Annotated in this window: 21 protein-coding genes and 1 riboswitch; of the genes, 16 read left to right on the top strand and 5 right to left on the bottom strand. The window is 70.7% G+C overall.

The features are described from left to right. The 3 genes from ACFY9E_RS32850 to ACFY9E_RS32840 all read left to right on the top strand — a co-directional run. Positions 1-773: cbb3-type cytochrome c oxidase subunit I (locus ACFY9E_RS32850; RefSeq protein ID WP_390990244.1), on the top strand; the 773-nt coding region annotated here is incomplete at its 5' end. After that, positions 770-1,168, top strand: coding sequence for a cytochrome c oxidase subunit 4 (locus tag ACFY9E_RS32845; protein WP_390990242.1), 399 nt, complete (start codon positions 770-772; stop codon positions 1,166-1,168). The genes ACFY9E_RS32850 and ACFY9E_RS32845, both read left to right, overlap by 4 nt. 131 nt (positions 1,169-1,299) lie before the next feature. Further along, positions 1,300-2,553: an Ig-like domain-containing protein gene (locus ACFY9E_RS32840; RefSeq protein ID WP_390990239.1), complete on the top strand. Its 1,254-nt coding sequence runs from the start codon at positions 1,300-1,302 to the stop codon at positions 2,551-2,553. Positions 2,554-2,648: 95 nt separating this feature from the next. Here ACFY9E_RS32840 and ACFY9E_RS32835 read toward each other — a convergent pair whose 3' ends face one another. After that, positions 2,649-3,050, bottom strand: a complete 402-nt coding sequence (locus ACFY9E_RS32835) for a hypothetical protein (protein WP_381043714.1) — start codon at positions 3,048-3,050, stop codon at positions 2,649-2,651. A 145-nt stretch (positions 3,051-3,195) separates the two neighbouring features. Between ACFY9E_RS32835 and ACFY9E_RS32830 the strand changes: the two genes are divergently transcribed. The 6 genes from ACFY9E_RS32830 (at position 3,196) to ACFY9E_RS32805 (ending at position 10,285) form a co-directional block, all read left to right on the top strand. Further along, a complete protein-coding gene (locus ACFY9E_RS32830) occupies positions 3,196-3,816 on the top strand; it encodes a heme-copper oxidase subunit III (RefSeq protein ID WP_020272940.1) in 621 nt (206 codons plus the stop codon). A gap of 81 nt (positions 3,817-3,897) precedes the next feature. Next, a complete protein-coding gene (locus tag ACFY9E_RS32825; RefSeq protein ID WP_390990235.1) occupies positions 3,898-4,710 on the top strand; it encodes a c-type cytochrome in 813 nt (270 codons plus the stop codon). Then, positions 4,707-5,774 (top strand): Rieske 2Fe-2S domain-containing protein, encoded by a 1,068-nt coding sequence (locus ACFY9E_RS32820; protein WP_390990233.1) that lies wholly within the window; start codon positions 4,707-4,709, stop codon positions 5,772-5,774. The genes ACFY9E_RS32825 and ACFY9E_RS32820 overlap by 4 nt, the downstream gene beginning before the upstream one ends. Beyond that, positions 5,771-7,393, top strand: a complete 1,623-nt coding sequence (locus ACFY9E_RS32815; RefSeq protein ID WP_390990230.1) for a cytochrome b N-terminal domain-containing protein — start codon at positions 5,771-5,773, stop codon at positions 7,391-7,393. The genes ACFY9E_RS32820 and ACFY9E_RS32815 overlap by 4 nt, the downstream gene beginning before the upstream one ends. 136 nt (positions 7,394-7,529) lie before the next feature. Then, complete coding sequence (trpD, locus tag ACFY9E_RS32810) at positions 7,530-8,594, top strand: anthranilate phosphoribosyltransferase (protein ID WP_390990228.1); 1,065 nt, start codon at positions 7,530-7,532, stop codon at positions 8,592-8,594. A gap of 72 nt (positions 8,595-8,666) precedes the next feature. Further along, positions 8,667-8,783: riboswitch (SAM riboswitch) on the top strand. 134 nt (positions 8,784-8,917) lie between these two features. Next, positions 8,918-10,285: an aminotransferase class V-fold PLP-dependent enzyme gene (locus tag ACFY9E_RS32805; protein WP_390990225.1), complete on the top strand. Its 1,368-nt coding sequence runs from the start codon at positions 8,918-8,920 to the stop codon at positions 10,283-10,285. Between the two features lie 31 nt (positions 10,286-10,316). Here ACFY9E_RS32805 and ACFY9E_RS32800 read toward each other — a convergent pair whose 3' ends face one another. Both ACFY9E_RS32800 and ACFY9E_RS32795 read right to left on the bottom strand, forming a co-directional pair. Further along, positions 10,317-10,598 (bottom strand): Lrp/AsnC family transcriptional regulator, encoded by a 282-nt coding sequence (locus ACFY9E_RS32800; RefSeq protein WP_030848030.1) that lies wholly within the window; start codon positions 10,596-10,598, stop codon positions 10,317-10,319. Continuing rightward, complete coding sequence (locus ACFY9E_RS32795; protein ID WP_390990222.1) at positions 10,595-11,347, bottom strand: rhomboid family intramembrane serine protease; 753 nt, start codon at positions 11,345-11,347, stop codon at positions 10,595-10,597. Before ACFY9E_RS32795 ends, ACFY9E_RS32800 begins: the two co-directional genes overlap by 4 nt. Before the next feature lie 159 nt (positions 11,348-11,506). Here ACFY9E_RS32795 and ACFY9E_RS32790 point away from each other — a divergent pair, with 159 nt between their 5' ends. The 5 genes from ACFY9E_RS32790 (at position 11,507) to ACFY9E_RS32770 (ending at position 16,883) form a co-directional block, all read left to right on the top strand. Further along, positions 11,507-11,746 carry a hypothetical protein gene (locus ACFY9E_RS32790; protein WP_351636562.1) on the top strand — a complete coding sequence of 80 codons (240 nt, stop codon included), beginning with the start codon at positions 11,507-11,509 and terminating at the stop codon, positions 11,744-11,746. A gap of 37 nt (positions 11,747-11,783) precedes the next feature. Continuing rightward, entirely contained in the window at positions 11,784-13,133 is a 1,350-nt protein-coding gene (locus tag ACFY9E_RS32785) for an NYN domain-containing protein (RefSeq protein WP_390990220.1), read from the top strand. Between the two features lie 245 nt (positions 13,134-13,378). Further along, on the top strand, positions 13,379-14,419 hold the full coding sequence (locus ACFY9E_RS32780; RefSeq protein WP_390990217.1) for an NlpC/P60 family protein: 1,041 nt from the start codon (positions 13,379-13,381) through the stop codon (positions 14,417-14,419). 232 nt (positions 14,420-14,651) lie between these two features. Then, entirely contained in the window at positions 14,652-15,665 is a 1,014-nt protein-coding gene (locus tag ACFY9E_RS32775; protein ID WP_390990214.1) for an NlpC/P60 family protein, read from the top strand. Positions 15,666-15,698: 33 nt separating this feature from the next. Further along, a complete protein-coding gene (locus ACFY9E_RS32770) occupies positions 15,699-16,883 on the top strand; it encodes a hypothetical protein (protein ID WP_390990211.1) in 1,185 nt (394 codons plus the stop codon). Between the two features lie 24 nt (positions 16,884-16,907). On the opposite strand, the gene ACFY9E_RS32765 is transcribed toward ACFY9E_RS32770, so the two are convergent. After that, positions 16,908-17,438 (bottom strand): helix-turn-helix transcriptional regulator, encoded by a 531-nt coding sequence (locus tag ACFY9E_RS32765; RefSeq protein ID WP_390990209.1) that lies wholly within the window; start codon positions 17,436-17,438, stop codon positions 16,908-16,910. Between the two features lie 106 nt (positions 17,439-17,544). Here ACFY9E_RS32765 and ACFY9E_RS32760 point away from each other — a divergent pair, with 106 nt between their 5' ends. Then, complete coding sequence (locus tag ACFY9E_RS32760) at positions 17,545-18,867, top strand: MATE family efflux transporter (protein WP_390990207.1); 1,323 nt, start codon at positions 17,545-17,547, stop codon at positions 18,865-18,867. Here the strand turns inward: ACFY9E_RS32760 and ACFY9E_RS32755 are convergent. Beyond that, complete coding sequence (locus ACFY9E_RS32755; protein WP_390990204.1) at positions 18,828-20,063, bottom strand: glycosyltransferase 87 family protein; 1,236 nt, start codon at positions 20,061-20,063, stop codon at positions 18,828-18,830. The genes ACFY9E_RS32760 and ACFY9E_RS32755 overlap by 40 nt on opposite strands. A 117-nt stretch (positions 20,064-20,180) precedes the next feature. On the opposite strand from ACFY9E_RS32755, the gene ACFY9E_RS32750 reads away from it, so the two are divergent. Further along, the gene (locus tag ACFY9E_RS32750) at positions 20,181-21,323 is read left to right on the top strand and encodes a glycosyltransferase (protein WP_390990201.1); all 1,143 of its coding nucleotides are present in this window, start codon (positions 20,181-20,183) and stop codon (positions 21,321-21,323) included. The last annotated feature ends 126 nt before the right edge of the window (positions 21,324-21,449 follow it).

Raw genomic sequence — 21,449 nt, 5'->3', positions numbered from 1 at the left:
CCGGCGGTGTGCTGCTGCCGTTCTTCTCCTTCATGACGTTCCTCATCGCGGTCCCGACCGGTGTGAAGTTCTTCAACTGGATCGGCACCATGTGGAAGGGCTCGCTGTCCTTCGAGACGCCGATGCTCTGGGCGACCGGCTTCCTGATCACCTTCACCTTCGGTGGTCTGACCGGTGTCATCCTGGCCTCGCCGCCGATGGACTTCCACGTCTCCGACTCGTACTTCGTGGTGGCCCACTTCCACTACGTCGTCTTCGGCACCGTGGTGTTCGCGATGTTCTCCGGCTTCCACTTCTGGTGGCCGAAGTGGACCGGCAAGATGCTGGACGAGCGTCTGGGCAAGATCACCTTCTGGACGCTGTTCATCGGCTTCCACGGCACGTTCCTGGTCCAGCACTGGCTGGGCGCCGAGGGCATGCCGCGTCGTTACGCCGACTACCTGGCGGCCGACGGCTTCACCGCGCTGAACACGATCTCGACGATCAGCTCGTTCCTGCTCGGCATGTCGATCCTGCCGTTCCTCTACAACGTGTGGAAGACGGCCAAGTACGGCAAGCCGGTCGGCGTCGACGACCCGTGGGGCTACGGCCGCTCCCTGGAGTGGGCGACCTCCTGCCCGCCGCCGCGGCACAACTTCATCACCATGCCGCGGATCCGCAGTGAATCCCCGGCGTTCGACCTGCACCACCCCGAGATCGCCGCTCTCGACCAGCTCGAGAACACCGGTCACGGCGACAAGGCCCTCGCTGGCGGCAAGGAGGCCGGCAAGTGAAGATCCAGGGCAAGATGTTCATGTGGCTGAGCGCGTTCGTGCTCGTCATGGCGGTCGTCTACGGCTTCTGGTCGCAGGAACCGGCCGGCACCACGGCCCTCTTCCTGGCCTTCGGCCTGTGCATCATGATCGGCTTCTACCTCGGCTTCACAGCCAAGCGGGTCGACGTGGGCGCGCAGGACAACAAGGAGGCGGACGTCGCGGACGACGCCGGCGAGGTCGGGTTCTTCAGCCCGCACAGCTGGCAGCCGCTCTCGCTGGCCATCGGCGGCGCCCTCGCTTTCCTGTCGATCGCGATCGGCTGGTGGCTGATGTACTTCTCGCTGCCGATCATCCTGATCGGGGTCTGGGGCTGGGTCTTCGAGTACTACCGCGGTGAGAACCGCACCCAGTAACACGCACCGAGCGCTGCAGGGGCCCGGACACTCCGAGAGGAGGGTCCGGGCCCCTTCTTCTGCCGCAATACATGTCACTCGTACGAGTCACTCGGCGTGCCGCTGTTGACCCTGCTTCCTAGCGTGGGGTCATGAGCCACACAGTGATCTCCCGCCCCCGCACCGCCGTGGGCTGCACGCTGCTGGTGATATCCCTCTGCGCGGGAGTCACCGCCTGCGGCTCGGACGGCAACCCGCTCGCCGCCCGCCCCTACGACGCCGCGGACCAGGTCTCCTTCAACGCCCCCTCCGAGGGCCACAAGAAGGCCGACCCGGACAAGCCCCTGGAAGTCGTCGAGGACTCCGACGGGCGCATCACGGACGTCACCGCCCACGACGCCTCAGGACGCTATGTGGCGGGCGAACTCGCCGCCGACGGCAGCCGCTGGCACAGCACCTCCCCGCTCGCCGCCAACGCCAGCTACACGGTCCGGGTGAGCACCGAGGACGAGGACGGGGCGCCCGGGCGCAAGGTCGTCACCTTCGACACCGGCAAGCCGACCACCCAGAAGCGCCTGGACGTCACCTTCGGCCCCAAGGCGGGCACCTACGGCGTCGGCCAGCCCATCACGGCCGAGCTGAGCCAGCCCGTCAAGGTCAAGGCCCAGCGGGCCGTCGTGGAACGCGCCCTCAAGGTCTCCTCCACGCCCTTCACGGACGGCGCCTGGCACTGGGTGGACGACAAGAAGCTGCACTACCGCCCCAAGGACTACTGGCCCGCCCGGGCCACCGTCCAGGTCCGCAGCAACCTCCAGGGCATCAAGATCGGCGACCGGATGTGGGGCGGCAAGGCCAAGCCGCTGACCATCACCACCGCGGACAAGCTCATAGCCGTCACGGACGCCGCCGCCCACCGGATGACCGTCTACAAGAACGACGAGATCGTCCGGCAGATCCCGGTCACCACGGGCATGCCCGGTTACGACACGCGCAACGGTGTCAAAGTCGTCCTGGCCAAGGAGGGCACCGTCCGCATGACCAGCGCCAGCATCGGCGCCTCGGACTTCTACGACCTGGTCGTGCACCACTCGGTCCGGGTCACCAACAGCGGCGAGTACGTCCACGCCGCCCCCTGGTCCGTCGGCTCCCAGGGCTACGCCAACGTCAGCCACGGCTGCACCGGCATGAGCACCGAGAACGCGGCGTGGTTCTACGACACCGTCCGCGAGGGCGACATCGTCAAGGTCGTGAACTCCGGCGGCGACACGATGGCGCCCTTCGGCAACGGCTTCGGCGACTGGAACCTCGACTGGGCGAAGTGGCGCACCGGCAGCGCCCTCATGGGCGGCACCCCGGACGGCCCCGCAGCGGCCGACAGGGCCCGCCTGCGCCCGCAGAGCGTCTGAACGCCCTCAGGGACGCGTCCCTCAGGCGCGCGGGGAACCGCGCGAACAGTCCCCACGCACCCACAGGTCGCCGTACAAGCGGATGTCCCGAGCCCTCAGGCGTTCAAAGCCGCCTTCTCCCGCAGCAGGGAAGCCAGCGCGGACGCGAACTCCACCGGCTCCACCGGCAGCGTCACCGCGGACTCGGCCCGGCTCCAGGTCGCGAGCCACGCGTCCTGAGGCCGTCCGATCAGCAGAAGCACCGGCGGGCAGTCGAACACCTCGTCCTTGATCTGCCGGCACATCCCCATGCCGCCCATCGGCACGGCCTCGCCGTCCAGCACACAGACGTCGATCCCACCCCGGTCCAGCTCCGTGAGCACCGCGGCGGGAGTCGCGCACTCCACGAACTCCACCACGGGAACGTCCGGAGCCGGCCTCCGTCCCGTGGCGAGCCGCACCTGCTCCCGGGTGTTGGAGTCGTCGCTGTAGACCAGCACCGTGGCGGTCGGCTGCATTGTTCCTCCGTGACGTCAGCGTCGTAAGGACAGGCCCGTTGGGCCGGATGCTACTCCCTTGAACACCACGTCAACACCGGTACGACCGGCTTAGACACTCCGAACGGCACCCCCCGGAGTGAGGGCGGGATAAGCGACCGACATAATGTCGGTCGTGGCGACAGCAACGACAGTAGAAACCGGGCACGCGCACCCGTCGGTCAATCGGCCGAACCTCACCAGCGTCGGAACGATCATCTGGCTGAGTTCCGAGCTGATGTTCTTCGCGGCCCTCTTCGCGATGTACTTCACCCTGCGATCGGTGACGGGTCCCGATCACTGGAAGGAGATGGCCGCCCATCTCAACTTCCCGTTCTCGGCGACGAACACCACCATCCTGGTGCTCTCCTCGCTCACCTGCCAGCTCGGCGTCTTCGCCGCCGAGCGCGGTGATGTGAAGAAGCTCCGGATGTGGTTCATCGTCACCTTCGTGATGGGTGCGATCTTCATCGGCGGTCAGGTCTTCGAGTACACGGAGCTGGTCAAGGACGCGGGCCTGTCCCTGTCCTCCGACCCGTACGGCTCGGTGTTCTACCTGACCACCGGCTTCCACGGCCTGCACGTGACGGGCGGTCTCATCGCCTTCCTGCTGGTCCTGGGCCGGACCTACGCGGCCCGGAGGTTCACCCACGAGCAGGCGACGGCCGCGATCGTCGTGTCCTACTACTGGCACTTCGTCGATGTCGTCTGGATCGGTCTCTTCGCCACGATCTACATGATCAAGTAGCAGGGCCCGCATCCGCGCGTGCTCGACGAAGCGCGCATCCCAGAAGCATCGACGCAGAAGATCCTGACACCGGGGTAATCCGTGAAAAAGCTCTCCGCACGACGACGCCACCCCCTGGCGGCGCTCGTCGTCCTACTCCTCGCGCTGGCATGCACCGGGGGGCTGTACGCCGTGTTCGCACCCGCGGACCAGGCGCAGGCCGACGAAACCGCCCAGTCCCTCACCATCGAGGAGGGCAAGAAGCTCTACGCCGTCGGCTGCGCCAGTTGCCACGGCACCGGCGGTCAGGGCACCTCCGACGGGCCGAGCCTGGTGGGTGTGGGCGCCGCGGCCGTCGACTTCCAGGTGGCCACCGGCCGGATGCCGGCCGCCACCTCCCAGGGCCCCCAGGTCCCGGAGAAGAAGAACATCTACTCGCAGGCCGAGATCGACCAGCTCGCGGCGTACATCGCCTCGCTGGGCGCCGGTCCGTCCGTCCCGACGGAGGAGCAGTACGGCCCCGAGGGTGCCGACATCGCCAAGGGCGGTGAACTGTTCCGCACCAACTGCGCGCAGTGCCACAACTTCACCGGCAAGGGCGGCGCGCTGACGCACGGCAAGTACGCGCCGACCCTCGAGGGCGTCTCCCCGAAGCACATCTACGAGGCCATGCAGACCGGCCCGCAGAACATGCCGTCCTTCCCCGACACCACGCTGTCGGAGAAGAACAAGAAGGACATCATCGCGTACCTCGACGCGGTCAACAGCGAAAAGACCGAGAGCCCCGGCGGCCTCGAACTGGGTGGCCTCGGGCCGGTCAGTGAGGGCCTGTTCGGCTGGATCTTCGGTCTCGGCGGTCTGATCGCCGTCGCCGTGTGGGTCGCCGCCCGGACCGCAAAGGCCAAGAAGTCATGAGTAGCCAAGACATTCCAGAAGAGAACCTGCCCGCCGCGCGGTCCGCAGGACACGACGAGCACGGTGTGGTGAGCGTCGCGGACGACAAGCACCCGTTCGCCGACCCGGGCCTGCCGCCCCACGAGCACCGCATCCAGGACATCGACGAGCGGGCCGCCAAGCGGTCCGAGCGCGCGGTCGCCCTGATGTTCACGGTGTCGATGCTGGCCACCGTCGCCTTCATCGCCGCGTTCGTGGCGATCCCGGTCGACAAGTCGGTCTACATCTTCCCGCTCGGCCATATCAGCGCGCTGAACTTCGCGCTGGGCATGACGCTCGGGATCGCGCTGTTCTGCATCGGCGCGGGCGCCGTCCACTGGGCCCGCACCCTGATGTCGGACGTCGAGATCGCTGACGAGCGGCACCCGATCGAGGCGGAGCCCGAGGTCCGCGAGAAGGTCTTCGCGGACTTCAAGCAGGGCGCCAAGGAGTCGGCGCTCGGCCGCCGCAAGCTGATCCGCAACACCATGCTCGGCGCGCTGACGCTGGTGCCGCTCTCCGGTGTCGTGCTGCTGCGCGACCTCGGCCCGCTGCCCGGCACCAAGCTCCGCCACACGCTGTGGTCCAAGGGCAAGCTGCTCGTCAACATGAACACGAACGAGCCGCTGCGTCCCTCCGACGTCGCGGTCGGTTCGCTGACCTTCGCCAAGCCCGAGGGCCTGGAGGAGCACGACCACGACTTCCAGAACGAGATCGCCAAGGCCGCCCTGATGATCGTCCGGATCCAGCCGGAGAACATCAAGGACAAGCGCGAGCTCGAGTGGTCGCACGAGGGCATCGTCGCGTACTCGAAGATCTGCACCCACGTCGGTTGCCCGATCTCCCTGTACGAGCAGCAGACGCATCACGTGCTCTGCCCCTGCCACCAGTCCACCTTCGACCTCTCCGACGGTGCCCGAGTGATCTTCGGCCCCGCTGGTCACGCCCTGCCGCAGCTCCGCATCGGCGTGAACGACGAGGGCTACCTCGAGGCGCTCGGCGACTTCGAAGAGCCCGTCGGCCCTGCTTTCTGGGAGCGCGGATGAGCACTGCACAGACACGCCGCAAGGCGCCCGCGGGTGAGCGGGTAGCCGACTGGGCCGACGGCCGCCTCGGGATCTACTCCCTGGCCAAGGCCAACATGCGCAAGATCTTCCCGGACCACTGGTCCTTCATGCTCGGTGAGATCTGCCTCTACAGCTTCATCATCATCATCCTGACGGGTGTGTACCTGACGCTGTTCTTCCACCCGTCGATGAACGAGGTGGAGTACCACGGCAGCTACGTCCCGCTCCAGGGGCAGCTGATGTCGGAGGCGTTCGCCTCCACGCTGGACATCAGCTTCGACGTCCGCGGCGGTCTGCTCATCCGGCAGATCCACCACTGGGCGGCGATCATCTTCCTCGCCGGCATGTTCGTGCACATGATGCGCGTCTTCTTCACCGGCGCGTTCCGCAAGCCGCGCGAGATCAACTGGCTGTTCGGCTTCCTGCTGTTCGTCCTGGGCATGTTCACCGGTTTCACCGGCTACTCGCTCCCGGACGACCTGCTCTCCGGCACCGGTGTCCGCTTCACGCAGGGCGCGATCCTGTCCGTGCCGATCGTGGGCACGTACATCTCGATGTTCCTGTTCGGCGGGGAGTTCCCGGGCACCGACTTCGTCGCCCGGTTCTACTCGATCCACATCCTGCTGCTGCCGGGCATCATGCTCGGGCTCGTGGTCGGCCACCTGATCCTGGTCTTCTACCACAAGCACACCCAGTTCGCGGGTCCCGGACGGACCAACAAGAACGTCGTCGGCATGCCGCTGCTGCCGGTCTACATGGCCAAGGCCGGAGGCTTCTTCTTCCTGGTCTTCGGTGTCATCGCGGCCATCGCCGGCATCGCGACCGTGAACCCGATCTGGGTCCTGGGCCCCTACCGTCCCGACCAGGTGTCGACCGGTGCCCAGCCCGACTGGTACATGGGCTTCGCCGAGGGTCTGGTGCGCGCCATGCCGGGCTGGGAGATCAACCTCTGGGGTCACACGCTCGTCCTGGGCGTGTTCATCCCGCTGGTCCTCTTCGGCCTGTTCCTCGCGATCATCGCCCTGTACCCGTTCATCGAGTCGTGGGTCACCGGGGACAAGCGCGAGCACCACATCCTGGACCGCCCGCGCAACGCCCCGACGCGTACCGCCGTCGGTGTCGCGTGGGTCACCGGCTACATCATCATGCTGATCGGCGGTGGCAACGACATCGTCGCCACGCACTTCCACCTGTCGATCAACGCGGTCACCTGGTTCGTCCGGATCGGCTTCTTCGTCGGACCGGTCATCGCCTTCGTCGTCACCAAGCGCATCTGCCTCGGCCTCCAGCGCCGGGACAAGGAGAAGGTGCTGCACGGACGCGAGTCCGGCATCATCAAGCGCCTGCCGCACGGTGAGTTCATCGAGGTGCACGAGCCGCTCAGCCAGGAGCAGATGTACACGCTCACGGCGCACGAGCAGTACAAGCCGGCCGAGATCGGCCCGACGGTCGACGAGAACGGTGTCGAGCGCAAGGTGAAGGGCTCCGAGAAGCTGCGCGCCAAGCTCAGCGACGCCTACTACGGCGAGGGCGCCCAGATCCCGAAGCCCACCGTCGAGGAGTACCGGGAGATCACGAGCGGCCACGGCCACCACTGATCACTGTTTCGCCACGCCACTGAAGGGCCCCGTCCGGTGTTCGGACGGGGCCCTTCGCCGTGCCCGGGCCTGGATAGGGTGGACCCCGTTGAGACTCTCGTCCCGCACTGCGGGACGCCTGACCCTGGAGCGGCTTATGAGCGCTGTGACCCCCGCTGGAGGCGACACCGCGGCGGGCCGCTCCTGGCCCCTGCTGCTGAACGGCCTGCTGGACGGCAGGCACCTGAGCGCCGACGACACCGCCTGGGCGATGGACCGGATCATGCGCGGCGAGGCGACCGAGGCGCAGATCGCCGGGTTCGTCGTGGCCCTGCGCGCCAAGGGCGAGACCGTCGAGGAGATCAACGGCCTGGTCCGCACGATGTACGAGCACGCCAACGTGATCGAGGTGCCCGGGGCGACGGTCGACATCGTCGGCACCGGCGGTGACGGCGCGAAGACGGTCAACATCTCCACGATGTCCTCGATCGTCGTCGCGGGCACCGGCGCGAAGGTCGTCAAGCACGGCAACCGTGCCGCGTCCTCGGCGTCCGGGGCCTCCGACGTGCTGGAGAAGCTCGGGGTCAACCTGGAGCTGCCGTTGCACCGGGTCGCCGAGGTGGCCGAGGAGGCCGGGATCACCTTCTGCTTCGCCGTGAAGTTCCACCCGGCGCTGCGGCACGCGGGCGCGGCCCGCGGCCAGTTGGGCATCCGCACGGTGTTCAACGCCCTCGGCCCGCTGACCAACCCGGCCCGGGTCCGGGCCCAGGCCGTCGGTGTGGCGGATCCCCGCATGGCACCGATCGTCGCGGGCGTGTTCGCCGAGCGCGGCAACTCGTCCCTGGTCTTCCGGGGTGACGACGGCCTCGACGAGCTCACCACCACGGCCACGTCGCGGGTGTGGATCGTCCGGGACGGCGAGGTGACCGAGGAGGCCTTCGACCCCCGGGACGTGGGCCTCGAACTGGTCCCCGTGGACGCCCTGCGCGGTGCGGACGCCTCCTACAACGCGGAGGTCGCGCGGCGGCTGCTGGACGGAGAGACGGGGCCGGTGCGGGACGCGGTGGTGCTGAACTCGGCCGCGGCCCTGGTGGCCCTGGAGCCCACCACCGCGCCACTGGCCGAGCAGATCCGTGCCGCGATGGTGAAGGCGGCCCAGTCGATCGACTCCGGTGCGGCGAAGCGGACGCTGGAGCGCTGGGTGGCCGCGAGCAACACGTAGGGAACCCGGACGGCGTCCCGCGATCCGGACTCGGGTTGCGGGGCGCCGATCTTTTCGCGTACGTTCCTGGCAGGTCATGAGTGACAGTCATGAGGCCCCGGCCGACTGTCCGGCAACCCTCCGTCCGTGGCGGGGTGCCCCGGGTGAAGACCAGGCCGCAGGCAGCGAGGTCTGTGGCAAGCGCGTGACGAGGAGTCTCTCGTGAACCAGCGAATGCGATAGGGCCGCAGAGCCCCGCCTCCGCACCCCCTTGTTCCTTCACCCCCGCTTGTAGCCGTACGTGCTCGCGGGCGGATTCCACCTGCCTTCACGGGAGTTCACCCATGTCCGTCTCCACCGTTGCCGCCGCTCAGTCCGTTTGTGCCCCGCTGCCCGTTCTGGGCCGGTATGTCACCGTCCCGCTCGTGACCGGCGGCGAGGTCACCTACGCCGCCCTCGACTACGCCGCCAGCGCCCCGGCGCTCCAGCGGGTCTGGGACGACGTGGCCGCCTACGCGCCGTACTACGGCAGCGTGCACCGCGGCGCCGGGTACCTGTCCCAGCTGTCGACCGACCTGTTCGAGAACGCCCGCCGGACCGTCGCGGAGTTCCTCGACTGCCGCGAGGGCGACCAGGTGGTCTTCACCCGCTCCACCACCGACTCCCTCAACCTCCTCGCCGCCGCGCTCCCCGCCGACTGCCAGGTCTTCGTCTTCGAGACCGAGCACCACGCCGCCCTGCTGCCCTGGCGCAACGCCCGCGTGACGTGCCTCGACGCCCCGCGCAGCCCCCGTGAGGCCGTCGAGACCCTGGAGCGCGCCCTGGCCGGCCGGGACCCTCGCGAGCCGGCCCTGGTCTGCGTCACCGGCGCCTCGAACGTCACCGGCGAGCTGTGGCCCGTACGGGAACTCGCCGCGGCCGCGCACGCCCACGGTGCGCGGATCGTGCTGGACGCCGCCCAACTGGCCCCGCACCACCCGGTGTCCGTCGCCGGCCTCGACGTCGACTGGGTCGCCTTCTCCGGGCACAAGCTGTACGCGCCCTTCGGCTCGGGTGTCCTGGCCGGACGGGCCGACTGGCTGCGCGCGGCCGAGCCGTATCTCGCGGGCGGCGGCGCCAGCCGCAAGGTCAGCCGGCGGGAGGACGGGGGAGTGGACGTGGAGTGGCACGACAGCGCCGCCCGCCACGAGGCCGGTTCGCCCAACGTCATCGGCGCCTACGCCGTCGCCTCGGCCTGCAAGGCGCTGACCGAGGCCGGCTTCGACACCCTCGTGGCCCGCGAGCAGTACCTGGTCCGCGCGGTGCGGGAGGGCCTCGCCGGCGTTCCCCAGGTGCGGTTCCTGTCCCTCTTCGGGGACGACGCGCCGCGGGTCGGGGTGCTCTCCTTCGTCGTCGAGGGCTGGAACAGCTCCCACTTCGCCGCCGCCCTGTCCGCCGAGTACGGCATCGGCGTGCGGGACGGGCTGTTCTGCGCCCACCCGCTGGTGCGCACGCTGCTCGGCAGCGACCCGCAGTCGCAGGGGGAGTGCGGGTCGCCGGAGGCCGTGCCCGGTGAGAAGTCGCTCAACGCCATCCGGGTCAGCTTCGGCGCGGGCACGCCGGACGAGCACGTGGAGCGGTTCGTGCGGGCGGTGAAGGAGCTCGTGACGGACGGGGCGAAGTGGAACTACCGCACGGAGGACGGCCGCTGCGTGCCGGACACGTCCGCCTGAGCCGGTCGTCGCCGGGTGCGCGCCCCAGGCCCTAGTTGTCCAGCCCGATCGAGAACGCCGCCTCCAGGTCGTGCTGCGAGTACGTACGGAAGGCCACGTGCGTGTCGGTCCCCTCGACGCCGGGGATCTTGCTGATCCGGCCCGGGATGACCTCCGCCAGGTCCTCGTGCTCCTTCACCCGGACCATCGCGATCAGGTCGTAGGTGCCGGTGACGGAGAAGACCTCGCTGACACTGTCCAGCGCCGCGATCGACTCGGCGATCTCGGGGATCCGGTCCACGCTGGTCTTGATCAGGACGATCGCGGTGATCACGGCTGGTTCTCTCCCTCGGGGGCCGGAGCAGGGGCGGCCTTCACTCTAGTAGGGCTGGTGGGGCGGCCGTAGCGGACCGACGCATAGCCGAAGCCCAGACCGAACCCGATGAGGTGGGCGAGGTAGGCCACCCCCGGCCCGTCGGAGGCCCGCCCCGCCGCCAGCCACTGCAGCGCCGCCCAGAACGGCAGCACGACCCACGCGGGGAAGCGCACCGGCAGGAAGAAGAGGAACGGCAGGAGACTGGTGACCCGGGCACGGGGGAACAGGTACAGGAACGCACCGAGGACCGCCGAGATCGCCCCCGAGGCACCGACCAGGGACTGCTCGGAGTGCGCGTTGGCGACGGCGTAGCCCAGCAGGGCCAGGTAGCCGCAGCCGACGTAGAACAGGGTGAACTGCACGCGGCCCATCCGTTCCTCGGTCATCGCCCCGAAGACGTAGAGGAAGAGCATGTTGCCGAGCAGGTGCACCCAGCTGCCGTGGACGAAGAGTGCCGTCGCGGGGGTGAGGGCCGACCCCGCGGACCCTTCGAACAGTTCTGCGGGAATCACCCCCCAGCGCCGGAAGTAGGCCCGCTGTACGGCGAGGAGCTCGTCGCCGGTGCCGTACGCCGGGTTCAGGCCCGAGGCGGGTCCGGCCAGGAAGGACAGACAGCACAGGGCGATCAGTGAGTACGTCACCGGCGCCGACGACCCCCTGACCGATCTGCCGGCCCGGACGATCGACGCACTCCACTTGCGGATCATGAGCACAAAGCATGACGCAACCGGACGCAACCGTCCGGACCGCCTCGCCGCCGTGGACGGGCAGGCGGCGAGGACCCGCCAGGCCGTAGGGTTACGAGCCATACGCACCGGGGATGCCGGTCGCGTCACGGACACTAGAAGGAAAGAGAACAGGTCACGATGACGGTTCCCCTGCCGACCGCCGAGACGCGGTGGCGCTGCACCCTCTGCGGCAACCTCACGAGGTTCGACGTGACCCGCTCGTCGAAGGTCGTCGAGTACGTCCACCTCGACCTGGCCGGAGAGCCGAAGGTCGAGGAGCGCGAGGTGCTCAGTGAGAGCATCGAGTCGGTGCGCTGCCGCTGGTGCAACGCGGTGGACCAGGTGGAACTCGTGGACAGGCCGGGCGCCGGCTCCTGACGGGAGGCGGCCCCGCACAGGCATTGGGGTGTGACGGATGGTGGAGACCACAGGCGGGGGGCCGGGGGACGGCGCCGCCGAGGTGCTCGACCGTCCCCTGCCCGACGGTGTGCGCCGCAGAGTCGTGCAGATCGTCTCCGACGGCTTCGGCTCGCTGACGGTGGGCGAGCTGCCCGCCCAGCTCAGGCAGTACGCCCGGTTCGCCCCGAACCGCAGGGCCAAGTTCGCCGGCAACGCGATGGCCGCGGCACTGGAGACCGATCCGCTGTTCCGGCAGCGCATCGGGGAGAAGCTCAGAGAGACCCAGCCGGAGCTGACCGGCGCTCTCGACTCAGGCTCCCCGCCCCCGGCCGCGGACCCGCTCGACGTGGCGGCCGCGGCCTACGTACTGCGGCCGCCCGGCTGGGTGAAGCTGGTCACCGCCGCCGGCGAGGAGGCCCAGCGGGCCGACGCCGAGCGCGCCGACGAGGAGAGCCGGGCCGAGCTGGAGCGGCTGCGCGCCGAGCTCGACCGGGCCCGCGACCACACCCGGGCCGAGACCGAGCGGCTGCGCACGGAGCTGGAATCGGCCAAGAAGGAGACCGAGTCCCTGCACCGCAAGCTGCGCGCCGCCCTCAGCGACGTCAAGCGCGGCGAGGCCGCCCTGCGCAAGGCGCACGGTGAGATCGAGGCCATCCGCGCCGAGGGGCAGGCCCAGGTGTCCGCCGCCGAGAGCGAGACCCGGCGGCTGAAGTCCCGGCTGAGCGAGACCGAGGCCGCCCTGGAGGCCGCGCGCCGGGCCGCCCGCGAGGGCCGCAGCGTCGAGGACATGCGGGTACGGCTACTGCTGGACACCCTGCTGGACGCGACCCAGGGGCTCCGGCGCGAACTGGCCCTGCCGCCGGTGTCGGTGCGGCCCGCCGAGACCGTCGACGCCGTCGAGCCGGGCCGGATGACCCCCAAGGACATCGCCGCCCGCGCCCTGTCCGAGAACGACCCGCAGGTCCTCGACCAGCTGCTGGCGCTGCCGCAGGCCCATCTGGTCGTCGACGGCTACAACGTCACCAAGACGGGCTATCCGCAGATGCCGCTGGAGAAGCAGCGCCTCAGGCTGCTCGGACAGCTCTCCCAGCTGGCCGCGCAGAGCGGCGCGGAGGTGACCTGCGTCTTCGACGGCGCGGAACTCGCCGCACCGGTGCTGCTGGCCCCGCCGCGCGGGGTGCGCGTGCTGTTCTCGAAGCCGGGCGTCACCGCCGACGAGCTCATCCGCCAGCTGGTGCGGGCCGAACCGCCGGGCCGCCCGGTCATCGTGGCGTCCACGGACCGCGAGGTCGCCGACGGCGTGGCCCGCGCGGGCGCCCGCCCGGTCGCCTCCGCCATGCTCCTCAAGCGCCTTTCGCGGGCCTAAGGGGCGTACGCACCATGCGTAACGTCCGGGCGTGATGCCCGAATTGATGGGACCTGTGGGCCACGTTGCGTCAAGTGGGTCTCACCGCCTGTGAGTCCAGGGGAAAAGTTGGCCTACCGTGACGCGATTTTTCATCTGAGGATTTGAACTGATCACAGGAAGGTCACTAGGGTCAGGCCCAACCTCCGCTCGGGTGATCACTCATCGGGAGAGACGGCGGAGGGGCCAGAAGGAGCTTTTCACCCGTGGCGTCCCACCGTCGTCCGAAGCAGCCGAGCCGCGCACGTGTGACCGTGCTGACCACCGCCGCCGCCGCTGCCGTCGCCTTCAGCTCGCAGGCCGCCAACGCGGCCCCCAGTGAGAAGCCGAGCAAGGACGAGGTCAAGGCCAAGGTCGACAAGCTCTACGAAGAGGCGGAGCAGGCCACCGAGAAGTACAACGGGGCCAAGGAGAAGCAGGAGAAGCTCCAGAAGGAGATCTCCACCATCCAGGACAACGTGGCCCGCGGCCAGGAGGAGCTCAACGAGCTCCGCGACAGCCTGGGCCTGGCCGCCGCGTCGCAGTACCGCACCGGCTCCATCGACCCCTCCGTCCAGCTGTTCCTCTCCGCGAACCCCGAGGACTACCTCGACAAGGCCTCCACGCTCGACCAGTTGAGCAGCCAGCAGGTCGAGGCGCTGAAGAAGGTCCAGGAGAAGCAGCGCGAACTCGCCCAGGAGCGCGCCGAGGCCTCCGAGAAGCTCAAGGACCTCGCCTCCACCCGGACCGAACTCGGCAAGAAGAAGAAGGAAGTCCAGGGCAAGCTCTCCTCCGCGCAGAAGCTGCTCAACAGCCTCACCGCCGCCGAGAAGGCCGAACTCGCCGCCGAGCAGAGCCGCGCCAGCCGCACCAGCGAGCGTGACGCTCTCACCGCCGACGTCCCGCCCGGCTCGGGCCGCGCCGCCGCCGCCTTCGCCTTCGCCCAGAGCCAGCTCGGCAAGCCCTACGTCTACGGCGCCACCGGCATGAGCTCCTTCGACTGCTCCGGCCTCACCTCCCGGGCCTACGCCTCCGCCGGCATCCAGATCCCGCGCACCTCAGAGGCCCAGTCCCAGATCGGCACCAAGATCTACTCGACCAGCCAGCTCAAGGTCGGCGACCTGGTCTTCTTCTTCAACGACCTGCACCACGTGGGCCTCTACGCCGGCAACGGGCAGATCATCCACGCCCCGCGCACCGGCACGGTCGTCCGCTACGAGTCGATGAGCACCATCGGCGGCCCGTTCATGTTCGGCGTCCGGGTCTGATCCTCGCGCCGCAAGGTCCCTCGAAGTCTCCTCGGCGTCCTGGAGATCAGGACACCGTGTCCGCCGTTCGGGCGAATCACGACAGCTCCGAGTGAGCCCACGCCCCGCCCTTGACCTGCGTCAGCGGCGGGGCGTCGTGCCGGATACCCACGGATGGTCGTTGGCGGCCCCCTGTCGCGGGGCTACTGTCTGCCGCGTTCCAAGTCCGCCAGCGGAAGGAGAGCGGCTTCCCGTGGGGTCCCATCGCCGCCTTGCCACGTCCGGGTTCGACCGGGGCGCCAGTGTCGCCGTCGGTTTCCTGTCCGTCGCCGCCGCCGCCCTGGGCGCGGTACCGGCCGACGCCGCACCGCACGACGACACCCGGGCCACGGTGGACCGGCTCTACGAGCAGGCCGAGAAGGCGACCGAGGCCTACAACGAGGCCGACGAGCGCGCCGACGAGCTGCGCGCCGAGGTCGGCACCGCCCGGGACCGCATCGCCCGCCAGCAGCAGCGGATCAACTCCATGCGGGAGTCCCTCGGTTCGCTCGCCGGCGCCCAGTACCGCTCGGGGGGCATCGACCCCTCCCTCGCCCTGCTCCTCTCCGACGACCCGGACGACTACCTCGACCACGCGTCCCGGCTCGACCGCCTCACCGCCCACCAGGCCGGTGAACTGAGGGAGCTCCAGGACGCCATGCGCGAACTCGCCCAGGACCGCGAGGAGGCCGCCGGCAAGCTCCGCGAACTGGAGAAGAGCCGCAAGGCCGTCGCCGCGCACAAGAAGACCGTCGAGCAGAAGCTCGCCGCGGCCCGGCGCCTGCTCAACTCCCTGCCGGACGACGAGCGCGACGCCTACGGCCGTGCCTCCCGTTCCGGCCGCGGCGGCATGGCCGGCCTCGATGGCGCCAGCGCCGCCTCGGGACGCGGGTCCGCCGCCGTCGCCGCCGCCCGCAGCGCGCTCGGCAAGCCCTACGTCTGGGGCGCCAACGGGCCCTCGGGCTTCGACTGTTCGGGCCTGATGCAGTGGTCGTACGCGCAGGCCGGGGTCGCCCTGCCGCGCACCTCGCAGGCCCAGCGCTACGCCGGCCGGCAGGTCCCGCTCTCCGAGGCGCGCCCCGGTGACCTGGTCGTCTACCGGGGCGACGCCAGCCATGTCGGGATGTACATGGGCAACGGCCAGGTCATCCACGCGCCCTACCCCGGCGCGCCCGTGCGCTACGACCCGGTCGGGATGATGCCCGTCTCGTCGGTCACCAGGGTCTGACCCGCGCGGCCCGTCGCCCGTACGATCGGGAACGTGGCTGGTCGAAGGTCGGGATCCGGGGTGGTGGCGCTCGTTCTGCTGCTCGTCGCCCTGACCGGGTGCGGTGGGCGGCCGGCCGCCGACAGCGCCACGGCCGACGTCCAGCGGCTCCTGGACCGGCGGTCCGCCGCGGTCCTCGACCGCGACGAGCGGGCCTACGAACGGACGGGCCGGGGCACGGATTTCGCCCGGCTGCGCGCGGTGCCCGTGGCCGCCTGGTCGTACCGCGTCACCGGGCTGCGCCGTAGCGGCGACACGGCCACCGCCGAGGCTGAACTGCGCTACCGCGTCGCCGGGTACGACCCGGGGCCGGTGACCGCCGGGCGCACCCTGCGACTGAGCCGCGACGCGGACGGGCAGTGGTCCGTCGACACCGACCGGCCCGCGAAGAAGTCCGCGCAGCAGCTCTGGGACCAGGGGACGGTGCAGCTCGTCCGGGGACGGCACAGCCTCGTCCTCGGCGTCGGGCAGTCCGGACGGTCGTTGCGCGACTTCGCGGACCTGGCCGACCGTGCGGTGCCCGCCGTGTCGGACGCGTGGGGCACGGACTGGAGCAGGCGGGTCGTCGTGCTCGTGCCGAAGTCACTGGAGGGGATGGCGGGGCTGCTCGGCTCGCCCGCCTCCTCCTACCGCGGGATCGCGGCGGTCACCACCGGCGAGACGGGCGCGCGGCGACGGGCACCGGCGGACCGCGTCATCGTCAACCCGGACGCGTTCGCGCTCCTCGGCGGCCCCGGCGAGCAGGTCGTCGTCACCCACGAGACCACCCACGTCGCCACCCGTGCCCGCACCACCGCCGCCACACCCCTGTGGCTGTCCGAGGGATACGCCGACTGGGTCGGTTACCGCGCCGCCGGCCGCACCCCCTCCGAGGCCGCGCCCGAACTGTCCCGGGCGGTGAGCGAGGGCCGGATCCCCGCCGCGCTGCCGGACGACGAGGACTTCGGTTTCACCGGCGACGCGAGCCGTCTGGCCCGCGCCTACGAGAGCGGCTGGACGGCGTGCCGGCTGATCGCCGACCGCTGGAGCGAATCCCGGCTGCGCGCGTTCTACCGGGCCGTCGGGGCGCACGGGAAGCGGGCCGGGGCCGTGGAGGACGCCATGCGGGAGGTGCTGGGGACGACACCGGAGGCCTTCACCGAGGAGTGGCGGGAGTCCCTGCGGGGTCAGCTGGGCTGACGGCGAGCGGGACCGCCGGCGGTCTCACTCCGGCCGGTCGAGCGTCTCGACGGCCTCCCGCAGCCAGGCCCGTTCCGCCTCGCCCGTCGCGCGGGCCACCCGGAGCATGCCCTGGCGGAACAGGTCCTCCGCCTCCTCGGCACGGACCGGCTTGCCCGACGCGTAGAAGAAGCTCGTCGGGGTCTCCAGGAACTCCAGCCGGCGGCGGAGCACCGCGGCCTGCTCGTGCCGGTCGGGCAGGTGGCGCAGGAAGGCCAGGACCGTGTTGAAGCGGACCTGGTCGGTGATCTCGGTCTGCTTCGGGTGACGCAAGCGCTCCAGCAACTCCTCGCGGCCCGCCCCGGTGAGGGCGAGGATGCGCCGCGGGGCCGCGCTCGCGCCGGGCTCGGTGTGCTGGTCGAGCAGCCCCGCTGTGGTCAGCCGGGTGATCGCGGGGTAGAGCGCGCCGTCACTCACCGGCCGGACATGCCCGGTCAGCGCCTTGATGCGCTCCTTGAGCTCGTAGCCGTGCAGCGGCTCCTCGGCCAGGAAGCCCAGGATCGACAGCTCCAGCATGGTCCTCCTTGCGGGTGGATGACACCGCATGCTACCTCTTAACGAGCTACCTCGAATCGATATAGCTCGGTTCGAGGCCTGCTCGACCTCAGGGGGGACCGCCACCGTGAACGCCCACCGCAGGCAGCTCGTGCTGCTCGCCCGCCCCGTCTACTTCTCCCTGCTCGCCTCCGTCGTCACCGGGATCATCAACACCGTCTGGGTCGCCGGACTGGGCGGGCCGGCCGTGGCCGCCGTCGCCGTGGCGACCAACACGGAGAACGTGCTGCTCGGCATCGCCCTCGTCTTCGGCTCCGGCACGACCGTGCTGGTCGCCCACGCCCGGGGCGCCCGCGACCCCGTCGCCGTGCGGGCCGCGGTGCGCGGCGGATGGGCGTTGTGGGCCCTGGTGACACCGCTGGTCGTGATGGGCGGCCTGCTGGGGCGTGAACCGCTGGCCCGGCTGGTGCTGGGCGGACCGGACGGCTCCGCCTTCCCGCTCGCCGTCGCCTACTTCACGATCTCCCTGCCCGGCATGGCCGTCTTCTTCGCCCAGCAACTCGTCGACGGCCTCCTCAAGGGCACCGGTGACACCCGCACTCCGATGCGCCTCGCCCTCCTGGCCAACGGCCTGGTCCTGGTTCTGGACCCGCTCTTCATCCACCTCCACGGCGTCCGGGGCGCCGCCGCAGCGACGGTGCTGGCCCGGTGTGTGGCGCTCGGGGCCGGACTCGTCGCGGTCCGGCGCAACACCTTGCTGCGGACGGCCCGCAGGGCGGAACCGGGCGAGTCCCCGGGCGCCTCCCTGTGGCGGACGCTGAGGACCGGCCTGCCCATGGCCGCCGACTTCACCGTGCGGCAGACCGGCGCCCTCGTCCTGGTCGCGATCGTGGCCCGGCTCGGGGTGACGGCGGTGGCCGCGTACGCGATCGCCTACAAGGTCATGTACGTGGCGACCATGGCCTTCTACGCCGTCCGGCAGGCCGCCTCCATCCACACCGCGCACACGCGCGGGGCCGGGCTGGACGAGCGGCGGGCGATCGGTCGGCAGGCCGTGTTTCTCGCCGGTGCTCTCGGGCTCACCGCGGCCGTTCTGCTGTCCGTCGCCGCCCCCTGGATCATGGCCGCCTTCGGCGCCGGGCCCGGGGTCGCGCGTGAAGGCGTGTCGTTCCTGCGCTGCGTCGGCCCCTACCTGCTGCTGATGAGCTGCCTCATCGCGCTGGGCGGGGTCTTCGAAGGCGGTGGGGGAGCCGCGGTGCTGCTGCGGGTGAGCGTGCTCGGGACGGCCGTCCAGCTCGGACTCGCCTACGGCCTGACCGGGCTGGGGCTGCCCGGGGTGTGCCTGGCGCTGGCGCTGGCGACGGCTGTGCAGTGTGGCCTGGTGGGACTGCTGTCGCGGCGGGTCCCGGCTCAGGAGGAGACGGGCGTCTCGCCGGCACGGGCGGGCTGAGGGGCCACGCGGGCGGGAACCGTGCCGGGGACCGTCGCCTTCCACAGGGCCCGGGCCGCGATCAGCGCGGCGGCCACCAGGAGACCGTTGCGCAGGAACAGCAGGGTCAGGCCGAGGCCGTCGCTGGCCACCACGCTGCCGAAGTAGAACGGGAACTCCAGCACCGTCACGAAGCTCGCCACCAGCACCAGGACGACCGGCAGCCGCATCCGGCTCCCCGGGAAGTACAGGCACACCGCCGCCAGCCCGACCAGCCACACCATGTACTGCGGGCTGATCACCCGGCTGGTGGTGGTGAACATCAGCACCGCCACGAAGGCCGCGTCGGCGAGCGTGTGCTCTTCGAAACGCCGGGCCAGCAGCCGCCACAGCACCAGCCAGCCGAAGGCCGCCCCGGTCAGGAACAGCGCGCCCGTGCTCACCTCGCTCACATACGGCCCGAGAAACTCGATCGAGCCGTAGTTCAGCTTCACCTCGCCCCGCCAGCCGAAGTGCCGGGCGACATGAAAGACCAGCGCGCCCAGCGACTCCACCTCGGTGCCCCGGTCCCGCTGGAACGTCAGGAAGGCGAACGCACCCGGCATGGCCAGGGCGAACACACCCGTCACCGCGATGCCCGTCATCAGGGCCGACACCCAGGCGCTGCGGCGGCGGGCGGCCAGCAGCAGCATCACCGGCCAGACCTTCAGCAGGGCGCCGAAGGCGGCCAGGGCCCCCATCGCCCTCGGGTGCCGGGCCCCCGCGAGCAGCGCGGCCATCGCCACCGCCGTGACCATCACGTCGTAGCGGGCGTACACCGTCGGCCCGAGCAGCGGTACGCCGGTCACCCACACCCAGGCACCGCGCAGCGACCGGCCCGGGCGGCGTCCCGCCCAGGTCATCAGGGCCAGCACGGCCGCGTCGGTGACGCAGACCAGCACGAAGAACGCGGTCGCGTAGTCCAGGAAGGGCAGCAGGCCGGGGGAGAGGATCGCCAGCGCGGCGGCCGGCGGGTACTGCCAGGTGACGTCGTGCAGAGGGAACGTTCCGCTGCTCAGGACGCCGTACCAGCCCTGGTAGATCACGTGCACGTCGCTGGTCACGTCCGGGCCGGGGAAGATGTACACCTTCAGGACGAACAGCAGCAGCACCAGCCTCGTGAGACACCAGACCACCGGCAGCCACGCCAGGGACCGCCTCAAGCCCGTCGTCTTCACGTGATCCCGCCCGTTCGCATGCCGTGTCGAGGGGGCCATGATGGGCCCGCCGCCTGTGAGCGTGCCATACGTGCCGCGGCGCGGAGCTGTGAGGGGCGGTTCGGTAGGGTCGGCGGCGTGCGCAAGACCCTGATCGTGACGAACGACTTCCCGCCCCGGCCCGGCGGCATCCAGGCGTTCCTGCACAACATGGCGCTGCGGCTGGACCCGCGGCAGCTGGTCGTCTACGCGTCCACGTGGAAGCGGAGCCGGGAGGGCGTCGAGGCGACCCGTGCCTTCGACGCCGAGCAGCCCTTCACCGTCGTACGGGACCGCACGACGATGCTGCTGCCGACGCCGGGTGCCACCCGGCGGGCCGTCGAACTGCTGCGGGAGCACGGCTGCACCTCGGTGTGGTTCGGGGCGGCGGCCCCGCTCGGTCTGATGGCCCCGGCGCTGCGCGGCGCGGGCGCCGAGCGGCTGGTCGCCACCACGCACGGCCACGAGGCCGGCTGGGCCCAGCTGCCCGCCGCCCGGCAGCTGCTGCGGCGGATCGGCGACGCCACCGACACGATCACCTACCTCGGCGAGTACACCCGCTCGCGCATCGCCCCCGCCCTGACGCCCGAGGCCGCCGCGCGCATGGCGCAGCTGCCGCCCGGCGTCGACGAGAAGACCTTCCACCCGGCATCGGGCGGCGACGAGGTGCGGGCCCGGCTGGGTCTGACTGACCGGCCGGTGGTGGTCTGCGTCTCCCGGCTGGTGCGGCGCAAGGGGCAGGACACCCTGATCCGGGCCCTGCCCCGCATTCTCGCCGCCGAGCCCGACACCGTCCTGCTGATCGTCGGCGGCGGCCCCTACGAGAACGACCTGCGGCGGCTCGCGCGCGAGACCGGGGTCTCCTCGGCCGTGCGCTTCACCGGCGCCGTGCCCTGGTCCGAGCTGCCCGCCCACTACGGCGCCGGCGACGTCTTCGCGATGCCCTGCCGCACCCGGCGCGGCGGCCTCGACGTCGAGGGCCTCGGCATCGTCTACCTGGAGGCGTCCGCGACGGGCCTCCCGGTCGTCGCCGGCGACTCGGGCGGCGCCCCGGACGCGGTCCTCGACGGCGAGACCGGCTGGGTGGTGAGGGGCGGCTCTCCGGAGGAGGCCGCCGACCGCATCACCGCCCTCCTCGGTGACGCCGAGCTGCGCCGCAGGATGGGCGAGCGGGGGAGGGAGTGGGTCGAGGAGAAGTGGCGCTGGGACCTGCTCGCGGAGCGCCTCAAAGACGTGCTGTAGGCCCAAGGGGCGCGGGGAACCGCGCGATCAACCACGGCGAACCCGCACCCGCCGTCAACGATCAAGCGGCACCCCACTAGGCGGAACCCCAAAATCCGCCGATGCTGCGCCCATGACAGAAAACCT

Origin of the sequence: Streptomyces sp. NPDC012466 (assembly GCF_042955215.1) — a bacterium.
GTDB lineage: Bacteria > Actinomycetota > Actinomycetes > Streptomycetales > Streptomycetaceae > Streptomyces.
This window is presented reverse-complemented; position numbering and strand designations above follow the sequence as displayed.